Here is a 16162-nt window from a genome sequence, read left to right on the forward strand (position 1 = left end):
ATGGACGCCAGGGCTGTTGCTCGCGACGGGCTGGTCAAGCTTATGCATGACGCTCATGCTGGCTGCACGGTGCCTCCGACCGCCTCGCCGACCAGGCGTCTGCGAGCTTGAGTTGGCCGGCATGCCGATGATGAGGAAGACTCTTGAGAAAGCTGTATAACGGTTCGTGTCACTGCAAGGCGATTGTTTTCACAGCCGTGCTGGATCTGTCGTCGGGCACGTTGAAATGCAATTGCCGCCTGTGCTGGAAGCAGCGCATGTGGAAGACGAACAGGATCGCTATCGAGGACTTTTCGTTAGTCGCCCAGCCCGGACGATTGGGCGGCTTCATGGGAAAGCATCAGGGCACGCACCATTTCTGCAACGCTTGCGGCATCTCCACCCACACGCATGTTCGCCGCCCGGAAAGTGGTGAGGAGTACGTCGTGGTGCAGGTTGCAACCATCGACGATCTGCCGGTCGACGAGCTTCTCGCCGCCCCGCTGACGATCGTCGATGGCCTGCACGACGATTGGACGCATGCACCCGCGGAAACGCGCCACCTGTAGCCGACGCAGGACGACGATCCGCCGCGTTGCCGCTTCCGACCGAGCGTCGGCCGTTTGCGAGCCGAGCATGCCCCTGCCAGGCGCCGACAGGGTCTACAACTGGTGTGCAAACAGCGTTGATCGGGCCGCTCCCTGGCTTAGGGTCGCGTTGATGTCAGCAACATGCGATCCTACGGCGCTTGGCCATGCGATTGTTCGGCGCAGGAAGAGTCGGGATCCGGCGCTGTTGCGCCGCCTGCTTCGCGCCAAGGACAGCATGGACGCGGCTTCGCACGAGCCGTGGACGGTCCGCAGTCTCGCTGCGGTAAGCGGCATATCGCAGGCCCACTTCGCCCGGTCGTTCAGGGACGCCTTCGGCATACCTCCCCATCGCTATCTTCTCTCGCGCCGGATCGAGCGTGCGAAGGCCTTGCTTCGCGACACGGAAACTTCGGTCACGGACATAGCCTTCCAGACCGGCTGGAGCAGCCTCGGTACATTCGGCCGCGTATTCCGCGACATCGTCGAAGAGAGCCCGACCGACTTTCGCGCACGTGAAGGGACCAGCCCGAACGGACTGCACGAGGTGCCACATTGCTTCGTCATCGCCGCATACCGGCCCGATCTCACCAGCGCAGTTTCGGAGAAGCGCCGTCAGAACGAGGAGGATATGCTCGCCCCATGAAAGACGGAGCGGATCATGACTGATGGCGTCGGAGTTGCCGGCATCTACGTGCGCGACCAGGACGAGGCGCTCGCCTTCTACGTCGGTAAGCTGGGTTTCGTCGTTCACACGGACGCGAAAAACGGCGATTTTCGCTGGCTGACAGTGCAGCATCCGGATCAACCCGGCTTCCAGTTGGGCCTGTTCAGGCCCGGGCCGCCGATGATCGACAAAGACACCGCAGACACGCTGGACGCGGTGGTCGCCAAGGGCGCCATGCCGCCGTTGGTGCTGACCGTTGACGACTGTCGTGCCGCCTATGAGCGCTTTTCGGCAAAGGGGGTCGAATTCACGCAGGAACCGGTGAGCCGTTTCGGGAGCGTCGACGCCAGTTTCCGCGATCCTTCGGACAATGGGTGGAAGCTGGTGGAAGCGCGATGACGGGCGCGCACCGCGGGAGGCCGGAATCGTTAGGGTCGCGAGGCCCAGCGGACGAAAGGCGGCATCCGCATGTCTGACGACGTCGATGCGAAGATCGCGAGCTTGGGCGATTGGCGCGGGGCGCTGCTGACGCGCATTCGTCGCCTTATCAGGGATGCGGTGCCCGACGTGATCGAGGAGGTGAAATGGCGGAAACCGACCAGCCCGCTCGGCGTCCCGACCTGGTCGCATCACGGGATCATCTGCACCGGCGAAAGCTATAAGGATAAGGTCAAGCTGACCTTCGCCAAGGGGAGTTCGCTGACCGACCCCAGCAGCCTGTTCAATGCCAGCCTCACGGGGGTTAGACGCGCGCTCGACATTCGCGAGCATGACGAGCTCGACGAAGCGGCTTTGAAGGCGCTCTTTCAAGCGGCGGCTGCACTGAACGCGGCCGGCAGCTCCCGCTGAGAGCTACGACGGTGCGATCATCGTCGCCAGCCACGATGCCGCGTTTTTCGATGCCGTGAAGGTGAACCGGATCATTCGCCTCTGATGTGCATGTCTCGCGAACCCATTTATCGGAAAGGTCGGCCGCGCGACGTCATGCTATCGTTGAAGGAACGTCACCACCTTGGGCCACGCATCGGCGCGCGCTCGATTATTTCCCTCGGATGTTCCCCCGAGCGAAGCCAACGAGCGATACCCCGCCGTGTCCGTCTGGACCGGCGGGCCGAACACCGCGTGACCCGCGTCGTCGTACGCCAGGACGAGGGCCGTTCTGCCCATCTTGCGCTTCACTAGTTGGGCCATCGGGCAGGACGGCCACAAGGTGTCGGCGCGACCGCAGATGAGCATGACCTTCGCCTTGATCCTCGCCACCGGAATGGCCGCGTCGCGATGCGCCGGCAGTGTGGCGAAGCCGGTTCGATACCCGTCGAAGGTGCTGGTGGCGCCTTCTCCATAGCGGAGATACGGAAGGGGGTGTCCGTCCACGGTCCAGGACGAGCCCGTGTCCCCGCCGGAGAAATCGATCCCCGGCCAGACCGCGGCCGACGGCGCACCGACGACCACGGCGCGGAGTTCGGGGTGGCGCGTCGCGATGAGCAAAGCGGCTTCAGCCCCCTTGGACGCACCGACGACGGCTATCCGCTTGGGATCGACCCCCGGCTGCCGTTTGATCCAGGCCAGCGCCTTGTCGAAATAGGAGAGCGGGACGAGGTCCAGCTTCGACGGCAAGCCGGGTGCGCCAAAATAGGCGAGCTGCAAAACCGCTATGCCGTGCGCTGACAGATCAGCGGCTTGGCGTGCGGCACCGCTGCCGATCCCGCCCTCGGACCCGCCGAGGAGCAAGACCGCCGGGACCTTCTCATCGCGCGCTGGACCCGCATACCAGTTGGCGAAAAGGCCCTGCTCCCCGATGCGGACACCGCCGTTAGAGGGCTGCACCAGTTCGGGTGGAGGCATCTGAAACGGTTGCTGCGCCACCGCAGGAAGCGCGAAGATGCCAAGCGCAGTCAGCGAGAGCGTCCGCCATCCTAATTTTGCTAGCCCGTGCATCATCATCTTAAGATGTCCTATTTCGAAATGTGTCGATGTCCGCTCTAGGGAAAGCCGGCTGCGTCTGCGATAGTCCACTTGCAAGCGCTCGCTGCTCGCCTCCTTTGTGCACCGGCACCGGGTAGATCTGCATGCACAGCGGGATCAGACATCAATCGGCTCGCACGACCGTCCAGATGGCGAACTGACGAGGCTCGGCCAGCATGTCGTCCATGCCGGCATGCCAAGCTTGCCGATAAGGGCGATTGAGTTGCACCTCGAGAACATCGTTGCGATCGGTCTAGGTTTCATGGAGCTGGAAGACGTTCGGCCGCTCGGGATCGACGTGCAACGTCGCTCGGACGAAGGTTGGTTCGTGACGCATCGCGTCGAGCACCGGGTCGAGGAGCGCGCGAAAGCGATCCACTTGATCGGGTTTGACGTGGAAGGTGATGACGTAGGTTTCCGGGTTCGACTGCAAGGTCATACGAGCACCACCTGTACCAGAGCCTCTGCGACGGGGGCGCCATCGTTGCCTGCAATCCGGACTCGTATGGCATGCTGCCGACTGCCGCTGCGCAACGCTATGCCGGTCGCGATAAGATCGCAGCCGTCTGCCGGGGCAAGGTAGGTGATGCTCAAACTGCTGGTCGCTCCGCCTGATGGCGCGGCCTTCGCGCCCGACACCGCTGTGGCGACGGCCGCCACGTCGGCGAGGGTGGCGATGACGCCGCCGTGGATGACGGTTCTCTCCGTTACGTTCGTGGCTGCGAATGGTAGGCGCAGCCGGACTGAACGCGGCTCGATGCTGTCGATCGCCAAGCCTAGCGAACGCGCAACGGGCGAGCCCAGCAGCCTGTCGAGGACGATGGCCTCAGCGGTTGACGGTTCGATCATGCCGACACCGACCGGGCGATATCGTTCGCGAGCTTGAAAGCGTGCGTTACCATCACGCCGTGCGCCACGCCGTCGTAGACGATCAGCTTCGCGTCCGGAATCGTCGCGGCGTAGACGCGACCACTGCTGTCCAGCGGCGCAGACACGTCGCGGTCACCGTGGATGATGGTGACCGGCAGATCGAGCGCAGCGGCTTCCGCCGAGAGGTCGCTCAAGGCAATCGTACGCTGAAATTCGACCACGGCACGGCGGGAGCAATCGAGCACCATCGCCGCCATCCACTCGTTGATCCGGCTCGGTGCGCCGGGGGCGAAAGGGTCGATGTTGGCGTCGATCCAACCTGACAAGTCGGAGGACAACTGCGCGCACAGTCCGTCCACCATCTCGGGTGTGATCCCGTTCTCGCCGATAACCCGCGGCCCCGTCGCCCCCACGAGAATGAGCCTCGCGATCCGCGAGCGGCCATGTCGCGAGAGATAGCGGATCGCCTCGCCGCCGCCACCGGAATGGGCGACCAGCGTGACGCCTGTCAGGTCGAGCGTTTCCAGTAGCGAGGCGAGATCATCGGCGAGGCTGTCGTAGTCGTAGCCCGGCCGATCGGTGGATCGCCCGTGTCCGTTGCGATCGTAAGCGATCGTGCGGAAGCCAGCGGCGTTGAGGTGGAGCATGGTCTCGCCCCAGATCCGGCCGTCCATCGCCCATCCGGCCATCAGGACGATGGGTGATCCAGCGCCCCAGTCGCGAACGAACAGCCCATGGCAGTCGCCACGCGGAATAGAGGCCGGGCTCATGCGGCATCCTTGTCGAGGAAACCGATCACCTCGGCGATGAGACCATTCTGTGCGAGCCGGACGATGTCGGTTCCGCCGGCGATCGGCGCGCCGTGTTCGGGCGCCAGCGTCCAGGAGAAGCGCGCGAAGGGGCCATGCGCGTCGGGGGTGCCGCGGAGCGCGAAGACGTAGCCGGGGAACTGGGCGCGGGCAGCCGAGATCATGGCGGCGATACCGTAATGGCCTTCACCCGTCATCATCGGATCGGCGTAGCGGGCATCGGAGGTCCAGCCCTCGGATAAGCGACGATCGCGCGAGGCTGCATCGGCATCGTTCCAAAGCGCCAGATAGTTGCGCGCCAGTGTGTCCGGGTCGGTCATCGTCCGTCTCCTCGTCGTTGATGGACCGAGGATGCGGCTGCCAATCAGGCAAGGCGATTACCTGACAGGTAATGGCATTGGGGCCGTGCCGCGGTAGAGTGCGGCCATGGCGACACGAACGACCACCGTAGGGGACGTACTGCGCGACTGGCGCGGAAGGCGCCGATTGAGCCAGCTCGAGCTTGCCGGTGAGGCGGAGGTATCGAGCCGCCACCTGAGCTTCGTCGAGAGCGGGCGCGCGGCGCCCAGCCGTGAGTTGCTGCTGCGTCTTGCCCAGCCATTGGCGATGCCGCTGCGTGAGCAGAACCGGCTGTTACTCGCCGCGGGTTATGCGCCCATGCATGGCGAACAAGCGCTCGAGGCGCCCGACATGGTGGCCGCGCTGACGGCCGTCGAAGCGATCCTGCGCGCGCATGCCCCGTTTCCGGCGCTGGCGGTCGATCGCCATTGGAATCTCGTCCGCGCCAATGATGCGGCAACGGCGATGCTATCGGGCGTCGACCCCATGCTCCTGGCACCGCCGATCAACGTGTTGCGAGCCACGCTGCATCCCAAAGGATTGGCCGCGCGCATCGCGAACCTCACCGAATGGCGACACCATCTGCTGGCGCGTCTGCGCGTCGATAGCGACCGTTCGGGCGATCCTGAACTCGCGGCGCTCCATACCGAATTGGCTCGCTTTCCGTGTCCGGTCAGTCGTCAGCCGGCAGGCTCGTTCGCAAGCATCGCGGTGCCCCTCGCGATCCACAGCGAGGCGCATGGTCAGGTACTCTCATTCCTGTCGACGACGACTGTGTTTGGCACCGCGACCGACGTAACGTTGGCGGAACTGACGCTGGAATGCTTCTACCCGGCCGACGATGCCACCCGGCACGCTCTGCTCAGCGTCCCACGTCCGTGATCGAGCGCGCGATGTGCCCCTGATCGTCGAGGAAATTGATCGTTGCGTGTCCGCTCGCCGCGACTTTCAGTTCCAGCCGCTTGCGACCGTCACCATCACGCAGTGCAAGCACCGACGACCTGTCCTCGGTACGGCCGAGAAACGCACGCGGCGCTATCCCGACGCCGGCGGCGCGAATGGAAGCGTCGCGCTCGGCGCTGGCTGGCTCGCGAACCAGCCGGGCGACGGTCGGGAAATCGACCGGCCGATCGGGGCGATCGTTGATGGCAAGCCCCGCCTGCCGCGTGTCTCCCGCTTCTTCGCTGCTGAGCGAAACCGTCTGATCCTGCCGCCACCGATCGAAGGACAAGGCGCCGAGGTTAGTCGGCTTGCCGTTCTTCAGCGCGCCGGAGAATACCAGCCCGCCGTTTTCCGTTCCTTCGTCGTTGTAGAAAATCATGCCTGCCTGTGCGCGATCGGGGTGAGGCGTCTCGCGCCCGGCGACGATGATACCCGGCATGCGGTCCCGCGACGCAATCGTCATGCGTAAGGTGCCGTCGGGCTCGCGGACGTTGATGCGCTGGATGTCGATCGTGTCGAACGTCGCAGGCTTGGGGCCGGCATTCGCGCCAAGCGTCAGCCAGGCGAGGGCGAGCGTGGTGACGGCCGCATAGGCGCCGATCGCTCGTGAGGCATCGAGTTTCATGGGCAATGTTTCCCTGGATTTCCCGTAATTGACCTTGTCAGGCACGACCCAGTTGCTGACTCCTCAGCCCAGCCCCGAGTCGCTTCATTCGTCCGTCTTCGCGAAAGGCGCCGTCTTCGCCAGAGCACGCAAATCCCATCGGATTTGAAGTGGTTCATCCGTAGCCTCGCGGTAGGCGCCGATATGGATGTGCGGTGCCCGGGCATTGCCGTTGTTGCCGTCGATGCCCAACACCTGACCCGCCTCTACCCTGTCGCCGACATGGACCCGAACGTCGGCAAGGTGTCCCATGGTCACGATCACCCCATCCGCGGTTCGGATGCGGACCGTCCCAGCCGGCGGCGGTCCCAGTGTGCCCGGCGTGTTGACCCTCGGATTGTCGTAGACGAATGCGACAACGCCGTTGATCGGGGCCAGGACGTCGGCGTGCCATCCGTACCAGTTCGCGTTGGCGCGACCGTCGCCGCGGTAGAGCTTGGCAAAACCGATATCCCCATCCATGCCCCCGAAGACGAGACAATCCGCTCCCAGCGGGTCACCCGCATATTCCAACTCACCTACCGGATGCTCCGAGCACATGAATCGAAAGCGGAAGATTGGCGCCAAGGTGACTTCCTGGATCGCTCCCCTCGGCATCAGGGCCTTGGGCGGAGGGCCAGGCATGGCGGAAAGAAGTGCGACAATGATGGGAAGCATATTCGTCTCGACTCCGTTATGTTCTTGCGATCATTCCTTCGTGGCTCGCGTAGGTGCGAGAGCGCTGCGATCGCATCAGTTGCGAAGCGGGCGGCCGTCCTCGAACACATTTGCGAAAGCGACTCGCCAATGCTCTCACGTTACTTTCCCTCACCGAAGCTTGCCCTTCGCTTATTCCATCAACGGCCGTTCAAGCGGCAGTCGATCGTCCCACGCCCCGTCGAGGCATCCCAGTCGAGGAAGGTAACGGTCACGGCGTGCATGCGGCCTGCGCCGTCTCTCGCCATGCACTGCTGCGATGCGCCGGGCCGCGTGGGCAGGTAAAGCGGGCACTCCACATGATTGGTTCGCAACCCGGCTTTCCAGAGCGGTGTCATGCAAGCCGGTCCGACCTGCCCCGAAGGCATCATCGTTCCCCTAGGTCCTGGCCGACCTAACCGCTGGCGCTGAACACCGTAGGGTCGAGGCAATCCGGCATTCGCGTCGCCGACATGAGACCTGGGACCAAAGCGAGGAACCGGGGCGACCGGTTCCACGACCTGTGCAATGGCCGCGCTACCGACCAAGATGCCGGCGGCAGAGAATAGGGCTAGTCTGGCGTTAATCGACCGGAAGGTACGATCAGAACTGGTGCTTTGACCTTGGTATTTCCTCGGAATTATCTCCGGACATGATTGATGCAAGGGACGCGGGGTAGATCAGGATTGGCATTCGAGAATGGTCGCGGACGCGCTTGCGCAGCTCGTTATCACGACGAGATCCATTTCTTTGCGCCGAGCCATCGCGCGACCGCACGCTCCGGATCGGGGCCGTCCGAACCAGGGACCATCGCCAATTCGCGCCCATCGGGCTTGACGATGACGAAGGGGTCGAACGACCCGTTGCCGTCCTGGCGATAGCGATGCTGTTGAACGATCAGGAAGCCCCGCCACGGGCCGCTGCGCAACACGCCGTAGAGGGCGCCGTCAGTGACGTAGCGGATCACGCCTGTGCGAACCGCGACCTGATGGATCGCAGGCGAGGTCGCGTAGGCGTCCGCCTCGACATAGACATAGCCGCCGTCGAGCGAGAAGTCGGGATTGGCGAGGCTAGAAAAGTTGCGCTTGGGATCGTTGGAGTAACGGCCGCGGTACAATTCGCGGCTGCGCCCCGTGCGCGTGTCGGTCAGCCACAGCGACGCGGGCGCCTGGCCGCTGGCGCCGGCCGTGCCACGCGTCGGCCGGGTTGAGGCGACGAACTGGCCATCAGGAGAGCGCGCCCTGGGGCGATCTGCGGCCGACGCGGCTGACGACAGCATCACGGTCGAAGCGACGACAATCATCGTCCTTCGTGAGGTGCGCATAAGAGATGTACGCTTCCGGTGAAGGCCGCGTTGTCCTCTGAGGTGGTGTGTCAGGCGGCGACCTGCTTGGGTTGAGGCGGGGTCCAGTTCCAGGGCAGCAGATCGTCGATGTGCCGGGTCGGATGGCCGGGCAGACGGCTGAGGATGTCGGCAAGCCAGGCTTGTGGGTCGGCACCATTGAGCTTGGCGGTCTCGATCAGCGTGTAGAGTGCCGCAGCGCGATGGCCGCCCGCGTCTGAGCCGGCGAAGGTCCAGTTGCGGCGGCCTACCGCGATCGGCCGGATCGCCCGTTCGGCGGCGTTGTTTGAGAGGCAGGCGCGCCCGTCGTCGAGGAAGAGGATGAAGGCGCTCCAGCGCTTGAGCATGTAGTCGATCGCTTGCGCCACCGGAGCCTTGGCCGAGAGCTTGGCACGGTTGGCCAGCAGCCACGCCTTCAACTCGGCGACGAGGGCGGCCGAGCGGGCGCTTCGATGCGCACGGCGGTCGTCCGGTCCGAGGCCAATGATGGTGCGCTCGAGCGCGAAGATCGCGTCGATCCGCGCCACCGCTTCGATGGCGATCGGAGCCTTCCTCAGGTCAGCCAGCTCGAAGAACTTGCGCCGGGCATGCGCCCAGCAAGCCGCCTCGCGGAGCGGGCCTGGTTTGCGACCGGGCTCGTACAGCCGACCGAACCCGGAGAAGGCATCCGCCTGCACGATGCCGTGGAAATCGCCCAGCCAGGTCTCGGCATGCGCGCCAGAGCGGTCGGGGGAGTAGAAGTAGGCCACAGCCGGCGGCTCGGGACCGCCGAAGGGTCGGTCGTCACGCACCACCGTCCAGAGCCGCCCCGTGCGGGTCTTGCCCTTGGCCAGGACCGGTACGGGCGTGTCGTCGAGATGCAGGCGCTCAGCCCCTCGAACATGGGCCTCGATCCGGGTGACCAGGGGCGACAGGGCGGTCGTCACCGCTCCGACCCAGCCGGCCAGCGTCGAGACGTCGATCGGTACGCCCTCGTGGGCGAAGCGCTGGCTCTGGCGATGCAGCGGCAGGTGCAGGCCGAACTTGGCCATCATCACCTCGGCGAGGAGGTTCGGGCCCGCTCGTCCGCGCGGGATCGGATGGAACGGGGCCGGAGCCTGCGCGATCGTCTCGCAGTCGCTGCACGAGAAGCGCTCGCGTACGTGCTGGATCACGACCCAGCGCGCCGGGATCCGCTCCAGGGTCTCGGTGACGTCCTCGCCGAGGTGACGAAGGCGCGTTCCGCCGCAACACGCGCAGGTCGTCGGGCCGGGATGGACGACGCGCTCGCGCGGCAGGTGCTCGGGCAGAGGCCGGCGGGCGGGCTTGCGCCGCGAGGAAGCCGCACCGGAGAGTGCTTCGGGCTCGGCGGCCGCCTGCGCTTGGGTCTCGGCCAGCGTCTCCTCCAGATCCTCCAGGACGAGTTCGAGCTGGTCGATCCGGGCGCTGCGCTCCGAGGAGGTCCCGAACCGTTCTCGCCGCAGCCGGGCGACCTCCAGCTTCAGCCGTTCGACCGCGATCTCCGAGGCAAGCCGGGCCGCCCGCTCGGCCAGGATCATGGCGTGGGCGGCGGCAAGATCCGTGGGAAGCGGCGGGGGCTCGGGCGCGTTCGGCACGCTTGAGAGAAGAGCATATTCTTCAAGCGCTGTAACGCGTTATCCTCAGCCGAGAGCGCTCGGACGCCAGCTCTCCTGCGGCATCCGCCAGTCGATACCCGAGAGCAGGTAGCCGAGTTGCGCCGTCGAGATCGTCACGGCTCCATCCGCCACCGAGGGCCACAGGAAACGGCCGCGGTCGAGCCGCTTTGTGTAGAGACACGCGCCCTGGCCATCGTGCCAGATCACCTTGATCAGGTCGCCGCGCCGTCCGCGGAACACGAACAGATGCCCGCCATGGGGATCGCGCTTGAGCGTCTCCTGGACGATCAGGCCCAAACTGGAAAAGCCTTTGCGCATGTCGGTGTGGCCAGTGGCCAGCCAAACCCGCACGTTGGCCGGCAGCGGGATCATCGGCCCTCCAGGGCGTCGAGCACCCGCCGAAGCGCCGCGGCATCGACGTCGGAGCCGACCCGAACGCGCCGGCCTCTGCCGAGATCGATCTCGATCACCCCGCCGGAGCGACGGCCGCGGTTGGGCTCTCGACCAGGCTCGACCGTCATCGCGGCGGGCGTGGGAGCGATCACGACGGGGACTAGCGCTGGCGTGGGAGCACCGACACGCTCGCACAGCAACTTGCGCCAGCGGAACAGCTGACTGACGTGGAGACCGGCCCGGCGGGCGACATCCGAGGTCGACACACCCGGTTCAAACGAAGCGGCAACCAACCGCTCCTTCTCCGCCCGCGTCCAGCGTCGACGCCGCTCGGCTCTCACCAGTTCGATACCCGCCTGGGTCATGCTCAAGGTCCTAGGATTACTCCTATGACCTCAGCCTCAACGGGCCAGCTCACAAGGTGGCCTTCGCCGGATGCGTACTAAGAGATCCTCCTGCCAAACGGTGAATGCGGTCTTGTCGGCGCCGATGGGCGTGCACCCGGGACAGGGGAATCGCTTCAGGTTTCTTTCGCTTGGATGGGTGTCTGTCGGACGAGGGCTTCGAGGTAGTCGGGATTGAGATTAGCGAGCTTTCTGCGGACCTTGAGGCTGTGACGGTCGTGTGGAGCGCGGACGAGGTTCATGGCCATGTGGCGCACGACCGCCATGTTCTGAGGTCCTGATCCGGTTCGCAGGCGCACGAGGTCGTCATGGACGACGACGTCGAGCACCCAGTGCAGGCGATTTTCGATCTGCCAATGGGCGCGCACGGCCGTCGCGAAGGTCTTGGCATCGAGCTTGGCCGACGAGAGATAGTAGCGCCGCTCGCGCTCGATCCTGCCGGCGCGCTCGACCTGTGTCTCGACCAAGCCGATCATCGCCAGATGGGGCCTGTGCGGCTCATCGGGATAGCGGCGATCCGAGGTGAGCCAAGTCACGTCGTGGCCCACGCTGGCGCGGCGGCGTTCGAGACGGCCATGGTCGTTGTCGATGGTCTCGTCGGTGTCCGCGATCAACGCGCCTGGGTCGGCGAAGAAGCGCACGATGTCGTTGTGGAGGGTGGGACGGTTACCCTTGAGCGCCAGCAGATAGTCGCCGCCCCGGGCCACGATGGTTTCGGCGATGGCGGTCTGGGTCCCCATCGCATCGAGGGTGACGAGTGCCCCCCTGAGTTCGAGCCGCTCCAGGAGGCAGGGGATGGCGGTGATCTCGTTGCTCTTGTCGGCGACGGCCTCCTGGCCCAGCACGAGACGCTGACGGGCGGCCCAGGCCGAGACGGTGTGCAGGGCGGCCCGGCCGGCGGACTTGGCGTGGCAGCGCCGCGAGGTTTTGCCCCTCATCCTGAGCCTGTCGAAGGACGATGGCCATGAGATCGGGCTCGGCCTCGCGCAGGCTCTCGACCCAGGCCGTGAAGCAGGCCTTGAAGAGGTCGGCGTCGAGCGCGTTGACGACGTCGTTGAGGGTGTCGTGGGCGGGCAGGCCGCGCTCGTAGGGCAGGAAGCGGCGCAGGAAGCTCAGGCGCTGCTCACCCCAGAGCCGGATCTCGACGAAGTCGTCCATGCCACAGAGCGTGGCGCACAGGATCAGCAGCAGGATTTCGGGCAGCGGGTAGACCACGCGCCAGCGCTGGCGCGGATCCTCCAGGGCGGAGAAGTGGTCGAGGATCGACAGAGAGGACGGCATGGGCGGCTCACCAGAGGCGAGCCACCGCGTGAATCACAAAACGCCCATCCCGCGAACCAAGGCCTCCTCACGCTGAAGCGATTGCCCTGTGCAGGAGCGGCGGCGGCATTGACGGTGCCGGCGTTCTCGTCTAGGCACCCGCTCGTGTTCGGGGCTCCGGTTTGGAGCCCCGTCGCATTTCATGCGCACCCGCGGGCGGTAACAGCCGCCCTGTCGCCCTCGCCGCTCCGGCGGAGAGGGAGAGGAGGGCGCGTTCCTCAAAAACGTGTTCCAGAGGAACAGCGATGTCGAAACGCGTCCAGGCGAAGCACAAGCTCGATCGCCGCATGGGCCAGAACATCTGGGGCCGCCCGAAGAGCCCCGTGAACCGCCGCGAGTACGGCCCCGGCCAGCACGGCCAGCGCCGCAAGGGCAAGATGAGCGACTTCGGCACGCAGTTGCGCGCCAAGCAGAAGCTCAAGGGCTACTACGGCAACATCACCGAGAAGCAGTTCCGCCGCTACTACGCCGAGGCGATCCGCCTGCGCGGCGATTCCGGCGAGAACCTGATCGGCCTGCTCGAGCGCCGCCTCGACGCCGTGGTGTACCGCTCGAAGTTCGTGGCGACCCCGTTCGCCGCGCGCCAGTTCGTCAACCACGGGCACATCAAGGTCAACGGCCGCCGGGTCAACATCCCGAGCTTCCAGGTCAAGGCCGGCGACGTGATCGAGGTGAAGGAAGCCTCCCGCCAGCTCGAGATCGTGGTCGTGGCCTCGCAGCTCGCCGAGCGCGACGTGCCGGACTACATCGAGGTCGATCACCAGAAGATGACCGCCCGCGTCACCCGGATCCCGGGCCTCTCCGAGGTGCCCTACCCGGTGCAGATGGAGCCGAACCTCGTCATCGAGTTCTACTCGCGCTGATCGGTTCGGGATTTTCCTCGGAATGCGAAAGGGCCGCCCCTCGGGGCGGCCCTTTCTCGTCGCGGCTCATCGCGGAACGCCGCCCGCCAGCAGGCGGGTCAGTTCGGCGGCCGGGCGTTCCCGCGAGAGGCCGACGGCCTGCCCCGACCAGAGCGGGGAGAAGTCGCCCGAACCCCGGGCCTCGGCCGCCATGCGCAGGGGCTGGAGCGCGACCGCCGCGCCGGGAAAGGCCGGCGCCGCCGCGCTGACGGGTCCGAGTTCCCGCACCGCGCGGGTGAGCAGGCCGCGGGCCGGGCGGCCGGTGAGCACGTTGGTCAGCGCCGTGTCCTCGTCGCGGGCCGCGTTCAGGGCCGCGCGGTAGGGCGCGGAGATCCCGGCTTCCGGGCAGCGCAGATAGGCGGTGCCGACCTGCACCGCGCCGGCACCGAGGACAAAGGCCGCGGCGACGCCGCGGGGATCGCCGAGGCCGCCTGCCGCGATCACCGGCACGTCCACCGCATCGACGATCTGCGGCACCAGGGCGATGGTCCCGACCTGCGAGGCCGCCGCGTCGGTGAGGAACATGCCGCGGTGACCGCCGGCTTCCGCCCCTTGCGCGATCACCGCGTCGACGCCGCGCTCGGCGAGCCAGCGCGCCTCCCGCACGGTGGTGGCCGAGGACAGGATCAGGCAGCCCGCCGCCCGTACCCGCCGCAGCAGCGCTTCCGCCGGCAGGCCGAAGTGGAAGCTGACGACGCGGGGGCGCAACTCCGCCACCACGTCTGCCGTCGCCTCATCGAACGGGGCGCGGTCGGCCATCGTCACCGGCGCCGCCGGGTCGAGGCCGAGTTCGCGGTAGTAGGGCGCGAGAAGGGCCCGCCACGCGGTCTCGCGGCTCGTGTCCGCCGCGGGCGGCTCGTGGCAGAAGAAGTTCAGGTTGAACGGCGCGTCCGTCTCCCGGCGGATCTCGGCGACCTCCGCGCGGATCCGGTCCGGGGTCAGCGCGGCGCAGGCCAGCGAGCCGAGGCCGCCGGCCGCGCTGACGGCGGCGGCGAGACGCGCCTTCGGACCGACCATGGGAGCCTGGACGATCGGAACCGCGATCCCGATCAAACGGGCGAAATCCGTATGCCCCGTCATGACGGCCTCCTCAAGCTGCTGAAGGCCATGGCATGGCGGTCATGCCGGCCAGCGTCGCGGAACTGGATTGCTTCGCCTGACGGCTCGCAATGACCGTTTGAGACCGTTTCCGATTGATTGCTTCAGGGTTTCGCCCCACGCCGTCATCGCGAGCGGCAGCGAAGCGATCCAGGGCGCGACACGTCCAGAAAGGTCGCGCCCTGGATTGCCACGGCTTCGCCTCGCAATGACACAGGAGAGGCCGAAGTCTTCAACCGGATATCGTATGAGTCTGCCTCTTACGTCTTTGCGAGGCGGAGCCGAAGCGATCTACCGTGTCTCAGGTCAAGCGGTCTGGAAGGTCTTTCCGGCGCGGACCATGGCGTTGAGGGTGGTGACGAGCTTTCGCACGACGGCGATGAGGGCGAGTTTGTGGGGCTTGCCGGCTTGGCGCAGGCGCTCGTAGAGGCGGCGGAAGACGGGGTTGTGGCGGCTGGCGGTCAGGGCGGCCATGAACATCACGTCGCGCAAGGCTTTGCGTCCGCCGGTGATGCTGGCCGAGCGGATCGAGGAGCCGCTGTGGCAGGTGATGGGCGCCACGCCGACCAGAGCCGCGACCGTGCGCCGGTTCAGGCGGCCGAGTTCCGGCAGCCACGCCAGCAGGGCACGACAGGCCACGGGTCCGACGCCCTTGCACGTGCGCAACAGGGCGGGGGTGCGAGCCAGTTCGGCATCGGCGGCGATGGCTTCGTCCAAGGCCGCGCCGATCGCGGCGATCTGGCCGTCGAGCAGGGCGAGGCTGGCGGTGATCGAGGCGCGCACGATCGTGCTCTCGGTGCGTTCGGCCCGGCACTGCTCGGCCTGTCGCTGATCCTTGAGCTGGCCGAGCCGGGTCATCAGTTCGGCGAGCGCGCGCTGAGCCGGGCTCGGCAGCGGCGGGGCGACTTCGTCCACGGTAAAGGCCGCCAAGGCGGCCAGGACGGCGGCGTCGATCCGATCGGTCTTGGCCAGCCGCGCCTGGGCGCGGGCGAACGCCCGGGCGCGGCCGGGATGGATCCGGCGGATCGGCAGCCCCAGCGCCGTGGCGGCTTCGATCAGCGGCCACTCGTAGCCGCCGGTGGCTTCGCACACGAGGTTGGCGCAGGCGCGCCAGTGCGGCTTGGACAAGGTGGCCGTCAGGGCCGCGACCGTGTTGTCGATGCGGGCGGTGCGTCCGCGCGTGTCGGCCAGATCGACCCAATCCTTCGAGACATCGGCGCCGAGAAAGCAAGGGGAGGCTGGCGCGGTGTGGGCTGGCGAGGCTACCATGACGAGGCCTTTCGCGAGACAGGCAAGGTCCTCTGGCACGGGATTGTAAGCTCGGGCTGCGCCCGCTCTACCGTTCGTGCTCAAGACCGTGGAGGCGCCGCCGACGGATCAAGATTGCTTGCGACCTCGCAGTCGATCCAGAAGCGATCCCGCCGGCGGCCCTCCCGTTGTCGCTCCGGTTCCGTCGCCGGAAAAGACCGACAAACCCAACGTACAATCCAGAACGCGACGAGAGCCGGATCAGACTATCAGTCGTCGCTGCGCGTTGAAGGGACGGCGGATCCGTTCCGTCATCCGACCGGCGGTAACGCGATCCGGCAC

Annotated in this window: 18 protein-coding genes and 2 pseudogenes; 6 read left to right on the forward strand and 14 right to left on the reverse strand. The window is 66.4% G+C overall.

What is annotated here, in order from left to right; genetic code table 11:
* Nucleotides 1–143: 143 nt before the first annotated feature.
* The 4 genes from PGN25_15505 (at nucleotide 144) to PGN25_15520 (ending at nucleotide 2082) form a co-directional block, all read left to right on the forward strand.
* Entirely contained in the window at nucleotides 144–548 is a 405-nt protein-coding gene (locus PGN25_15505) for a GFA family protein (GenBank protein ID MEH3118945.1), read from the forward strand.
* 256 nt (nucleotides 549–804) lie between these two features.
* Nucleotides 805–1212 carry a helix-turn-helix transcriptional regulator gene (locus PGN25_15510; protein MEH3118946.1) on the forward strand — a complete coding sequence of 136 codons (408 nt, stop codon included), beginning with the start codon at nucleotides 805–807 and terminating at the stop codon, nucleotides 1210–1212.
* Between the two features lie 15 nt (nucleotides 1213–1227).
* Nucleotides 1228–1632 (forward strand): VOC family protein, encoded by a 405-nt coding sequence (locus PGN25_15515; GenBank protein ID MEH3118947.1) that lies wholly within the window; start codon nucleotides 1228–1230, stop codon nucleotides 1630–1632.
* Nucleotides 1633–1701: 69 nt separating this feature from the next.
* Nucleotides 1702–2082 (forward strand): DUF1801 domain-containing protein, encoded by a 381-nt coding sequence (locus tag PGN25_15520; protein MEH3118948.1) that lies wholly within the window; start codon nucleotides 1702–1704, stop codon nucleotides 2080–2082.
* A gap of 138 nt (nucleotides 2083–2220) precedes the next feature.
* Here PGN25_15520 and PGN25_15525 read toward each other — a convergent pair whose 3' ends face one another.
* The 5 genes and pseudogenes from PGN25_15525 to PGN25_15545 form a co-directional block, all read right to left on the reverse strand.
* On the reverse strand, nucleotides 2221–3177 hold the full coding sequence (locus tag PGN25_15525; protein MEH3118949.1) for a prolyl oligopeptidase family serine peptidase: 957 nt from the start codon (nucleotides 3175–3177) through the stop codon (nucleotides 2221–2223).
* A 145-nt stretch (nucleotides 3178–3322) separates the two neighbouring features.
* Nucleotides 3323–3637: pseudogene (locus PGN25_15530) on the reverse strand (putative quinol monooxygenase).
* Nucleotides 3634–4047, reverse strand: a complete 414-nt coding sequence (locus PGN25_15535) for a PaaI family thioesterase (protein ID MEH3118950.1) — start codon at nucleotides 4045–4047, stop codon at nucleotides 3634–3636. Before PGN25_15535 ends, PGN25_15530 begins: the two are co-directional and overlap by 4 nt.
* Nucleotides 4044–4838: an alpha/beta hydrolase gene (locus PGN25_15540; protein MEH3118951.1), complete on the reverse strand. Its 795-nt coding sequence runs from the start codon at nucleotides 4836–4838 to the stop codon at nucleotides 4044–4046. The genes PGN25_15535 and PGN25_15540 overlap by 4 nt, the downstream gene beginning before the upstream one ends.
* Nucleotides 4835–5197 carry a nuclear transport factor 2 family protein gene (locus tag PGN25_15545; protein ID MEH3118952.1) on the reverse strand — a complete coding sequence of 121 codons (363 nt, stop codon included), beginning with the start codon at nucleotides 5195–5197 and terminating at the stop codon, nucleotides 4835–4837. Before PGN25_15545 ends, PGN25_15540 begins: the two co-directional genes overlap by 4 nt.
* A gap of 106 nt (nucleotides 5198–5303) precedes the next feature.
* On the opposite strand from PGN25_15545, the gene PGN25_15550 reads away from it, so the two are divergent.
* Nucleotides 5304–6098 (forward strand): helix-turn-helix transcriptional regulator, encoded by a 795-nt coding sequence (locus PGN25_15550; GenBank protein ID MEH3118953.1) that lies wholly within the window; start codon nucleotides 5304–5306, stop codon nucleotides 6096–6098.
* Here PGN25_15550 and PGN25_15555 read toward each other — a convergent pair.
* The 7 genes and pseudogenes from PGN25_15555 to PGN25_15585 all read right to left on the reverse strand — a co-directional run bounded on the left by PGN25_15555 (nucleotide 6079) and on the right by PGN25_15585 (nucleotide 12533).
* Nucleotides 6079–6783: a hypothetical protein gene (locus PGN25_15555; GenBank protein ID MEH3118954.1), complete on the reverse strand. Its 705-nt coding sequence runs from the start codon at nucleotides 6781–6783 to the stop codon at nucleotides 6079–6081. The genes PGN25_15550 and PGN25_15555 overlap by 20 nt on opposite strands.
* An 84-nt stretch (nucleotides 6784–6867) precedes the next feature.
* Nucleotides 6868–7479, reverse strand: a complete 612-nt coding sequence (locus PGN25_15560; protein MEH3118955.1) for a M23 family metallopeptidase — start codon at nucleotides 7477–7479, stop codon at nucleotides 6868–6870.
* Between the two features lie 748 nt (nucleotides 7480–8227).
* Nucleotides 8228–8800: a hypothetical protein gene (locus PGN25_15565; GenBank protein ID MEH3118956.1), complete on the reverse strand. Its 573-nt coding sequence runs from the start codon at nucleotides 8798–8800 to the stop codon at nucleotides 8228–8230.
* A 71-nt stretch (nucleotides 8801–8871) separates the two neighbouring features.
* On the reverse strand, nucleotides 8872–10377 hold the full coding sequence (locus PGN25_15570) for an IS66 family transposase (GenBank protein MEH3118957.1): 1506 nt from the start codon (nucleotides 10375–10377) through the stop codon (nucleotides 8872–8874).
* Nucleotides 10378–10479: 102 nt separating this feature from the next.
* Nucleotides 10480–10827 carry an IS66 family insertion sequence element accessory protein TnpB gene (gene tnpB, locus PGN25_15575; protein MEH3118958.1) on the reverse strand — a complete coding sequence of 116 codons (348 nt, stop codon included), beginning with the start codon at nucleotides 10825–10827 and terminating at the stop codon, nucleotides 10480–10482.
* Entirely contained in the window at nucleotides 10824–11213 is a 390-nt protein-coding gene (locus tag PGN25_15580; GenBank protein ID MEH3118959.1) for a transposase, read from the reverse strand. Before PGN25_15580 ends, tnpB begins: the two co-directional genes overlap by 4 nt.
* 155 nt (nucleotides 11214–11368) lie before the next feature.
* Nucleotides 11369–12533: pseudogene (locus tag PGN25_15585) on the reverse strand (ISAs1 family transposase).
* Nucleotides 12534–12817: 284 nt separating this feature from the next.
* Between PGN25_15585 and rpsD the strand changes: the two are divergent.
* A complete protein-coding gene (gene rpsD, locus PGN25_15590) occupies nucleotides 12818–13435 on the forward strand; it encodes a 30S ribosomal protein S4 (GenBank protein MEH3118960.1) in 618 nt (205 codons plus the stop codon).
* A 66-nt stretch (nucleotides 13436–13501) separates the two neighbouring features.
* Here rpsD and PGN25_15595 read toward each other — a convergent pair whose 3' ends face one another.
* Complete coding sequence (locus tag PGN25_15595; GenBank protein MEH3118961.1) at nucleotides 13502–14554, reverse strand: nitronate monooxygenase; 1053 nt, start codon at nucleotides 14552–14554, stop codon at nucleotides 13502–13504.
* A gap of 324 nt (nucleotides 14555–14878) precedes the next feature.
* On the reverse strand, nucleotides 14879–15841 hold the full coding sequence (locus PGN25_15600; protein ID MEH3118962.1) for an IS110 family transposase: 963 nt from the start codon (nucleotides 15839–15841) through the stop codon (nucleotides 14879–14881).
* Nucleotides 15842–16162 lie beyond the last annotated feature (321 nt).

Origin of the sequence: Methylorubrum populi (genome assembly GCA_036946625.1) — a bacterium.
GTDB lineage: Bacteria > Pseudomonadota > Alphaproteobacteria > Rhizobiales > Beijerinckiaceae > Methylobacterium > Methylobacterium populi_C.

Excerpts from the sequence above, each read along its gene's own strand:
- PGN25_15510 (MEH3118946.1), top strand. The coding sequence starts at position 805 with ATGGACGCGGCTTCGCACGAGCCGTGGACGGTCCGCAGTCTCGCTGCG.
- PGN25_15515 (MEH3118947.1), top strand. The coding sequence starts at position 1,228 with ATGACTGATGGCGTCGGAGTTGCCGGCATCTACGTGCGCGACCAGGAC.
- PGN25_15520 (MEH3118948.1), top strand. The coding sequence starts at position 1,702 with ATGTCTGACGACGTCGATGCGAAGATCGCGAGCTTGGGCGATTGGCGC.
- PGN25_15525 (MEH3118949.1), bottom strand. The coding sequence starts at position 3,177 with ATGATGATGCACGGGCTAGCAAAATTAGGATGGCGGACGCTCTCGCTG.
- PGN25_15535 (MEH3118950.1), bottom strand. The coding sequence starts at position 4,047 with ATGATCGAACCGTCAACCGCTGAGGCCATCGTCCTCGACAGGCTGCTG.
- PGN25_15540 (MEH3118951.1), bottom strand. The coding sequence starts at position 4,838 with ATGAGCCCGGCCTCTATTCCGCGTGGCGACTGCCATGGGCTGTTCGTT.
- PGN25_15545 (MEH3118952.1), bottom strand. The coding sequence starts at position 5,197 with ATGACCGACCCGGACACACTGGCGCGCAACTATCTGGCGCTTTGGAAC.
- PGN25_15550 (MEH3118953.1), top strand. The coding sequence starts at position 5,304 with ATGGCGACACGAACGACCACCGTAGGGGACGTACTGCGCGACTGGCGC.
- PGN25_15555 (MEH3118954.1), bottom strand. The coding sequence starts at position 6,783 with ATGAAACTCGATGCCTCACGAGCGATCGGCGCCTATGCGGCCGTCACC.
- PGN25_15560 (MEH3118955.1), bottom strand. The coding sequence starts at position 7,479 with ATGCTTCCCATCATTGTCGCACTTCTTTCCGCCATGCCTGGCCCTCCG.
- PGN25_15565 (MEH3118956.1), bottom strand. The coding sequence starts at position 8,800 with ATGATTGTCGTCGCTTCGACCGTGATGCTGTCGTCAGCCGCGTCGGCC.
- PGN25_15570 (MEH3118957.1), bottom strand. The coding sequence starts at position 10,377 with ATGATCCTGGCCGAGCGGGCGGCCCGGCTTGCCTCGGAGATCGCGGTC.
- tnpB (MEH3118958.1), bottom strand. The coding sequence starts at position 10,827 with ATGATCCCGCTGCCGGCCAACGTGCGGGTTTGGCTGGCCACTGGCCAC.
- PGN25_15580 (MEH3118959.1), bottom strand. The coding sequence starts at position 11,213 with ATGACCCAGGCGGGTATCGAACTGGTGAGAGCCGAGCGGCGTCGACGC.
- rpsD (MEH3118960.1), top strand. The coding sequence starts at position 12,818 with ATGTCGAAACGCGTCCAGGCGAAGCACAAGCTCGATCGCCGCATGGGC.
- PGN25_15595 (MEH3118961.1), bottom strand. The coding sequence starts at position 14,554 with ATGACGGGGCATACGGATTTCGCCCGTTTGATCGGGATCGCGGTTCCG.
- PGN25_15600 (MEH3118962.1), bottom strand. The coding sequence starts at position 15,841 with ATGGTAGCCTCGCCAGCCCACACCGCGCCAGCCTCCCCTTGCTTTCTC.